1 protein-coding gene and 1 pseudogene are annotated in these 1,155 nt (G+C 65.9%); one reads left to right on the plus strand and one right to left on the minus strand.

Annotated elements, in window-relative coordinates:
- Positions 1 to 134: 134 nt before the first annotated feature.
- Entirely contained in the window at positions 135 to 962 is an 828-nt protein-coding gene (locus E0493_RS22925) for an alpha/beta fold hydrolase (RefSeq protein ID WP_202397307.1), read from the plus strand.
- 6 nt (positions 963 to 968) lie between these two features.
- On the opposite strand, the pseudogene E0493_RS22930 reads toward E0493_RS22925, so the two are convergent.
- Positions 969 to 1,130: pseudogene (locus E0493_RS22930) on the minus strand (transposase); the annotation flags it as partial.
- Between the last annotated feature and the right edge of the window lie 25 nt (positions 1,131 to 1,155).

A 1,155-nucleotide genomic window follows, 5' to 3' on the forward strand; every position in this document is an offset into this window, starting at 1 on the left:
GATCCGGAGGTTCTGTTAGACGTTCTTAGAGCATCTAACAGAACCCGGAGTGGTGCCGGGTTATGAGCGCCTCCGGACCGGTTGGACCAAAACACCGGCTCATCCGTTGTTGTCGAGGAGCGCAGCTCTGAGTGATGGCAGCCATGCTCGCTCTGCCAAGTCTGAAGGACCTGACAATGAGTTTGAACTTCGTTCGTCGTGGCCTAGGCCCAAGGCTCCTTCTGGTCCATGGTCTGGGTGGGACGTGGCGGTCGTGGAGCACGATCCTTCCGGCGCTGTCGCAGGCACGCGAGGTGATCGCGCTCGAGTTGCCGGGGCATGGCGAGACACCAGCAGCGGCAGACAGCGGCACTTTTGCCGGGCTCGCCGACAGCGTAGAACGCTTCATCCTCGAACAGGACTTGGAGGGGGTCGACATCGTCGGCAGTTCGCTGGGCGCGCGGATCGTGCTGGAGATGGCGCGCCGCGGCCGCGTGGGCGCCACCGTGGCCCTGGACCCGGGCGGCTTCTGGCGCGGCTGGGAGCGGACCTACTTCCGGACAACACTCGGTGCATCGATCCACCTGGTCCGCGCCCTGGGACCCGCTCTGCCGACGCTCTCCCGGTCCGCAGTGACACGCAGCGCGCTGCTGGCGCAGCTCTCGGCCCGACCTTGGCGGCTCGACGATGAGGTCGTCGCGACCGAGCTGCAAAGCTTTGCCCGCACGAAGACCTTCGATGCTCTTGTGCGCGATCTCGCGGCAGCGCCCGAGCAGAAGGGACCGGCGGCCCACCCGTCGCGCCCGATCGTCATTGGCTGGGGCCGCCAAGACCGCCTGTGCCTGCCGCGGCAGGCTGCTCGCGCTCAGGAGGCTTTCCCGTCCGCCAAGCTGCACTGGTTCTCCAAGTGCGGTCACTTCCCCATATGGGACCGCCCAAAGGAAACGGTGCAGCTCATCCTAGAGACGACGGCAGTCACCTGAGAGCGACTAGCGGGCCGGTCGTTGGACGTAGCTCCAGCAAATGAGGGAAGCCGCCAGGGAGAGAAAGGCTTGGTGGACGTCAGCCCGGCGCTCGTAACGGACCGTCAAGCGGCGGAAGCGGCTGAACCAGGCCAGCGTGCGCTCCACCACCCAGCGGTGCCGGCCTAAGAACGTCTAACAGAACCTCCGGATC

Source organism: Teichococcus coralli (assembly GCF_009829925.1).
In the GTDB taxonomy this organism is placed as follows: domain Bacteria; phylum Pseudomonadota; class Alphaproteobacteria; order Acetobacterales; family Acetobacteraceae; genus Pseudoroseomonas; species Pseudoroseomonas coralli.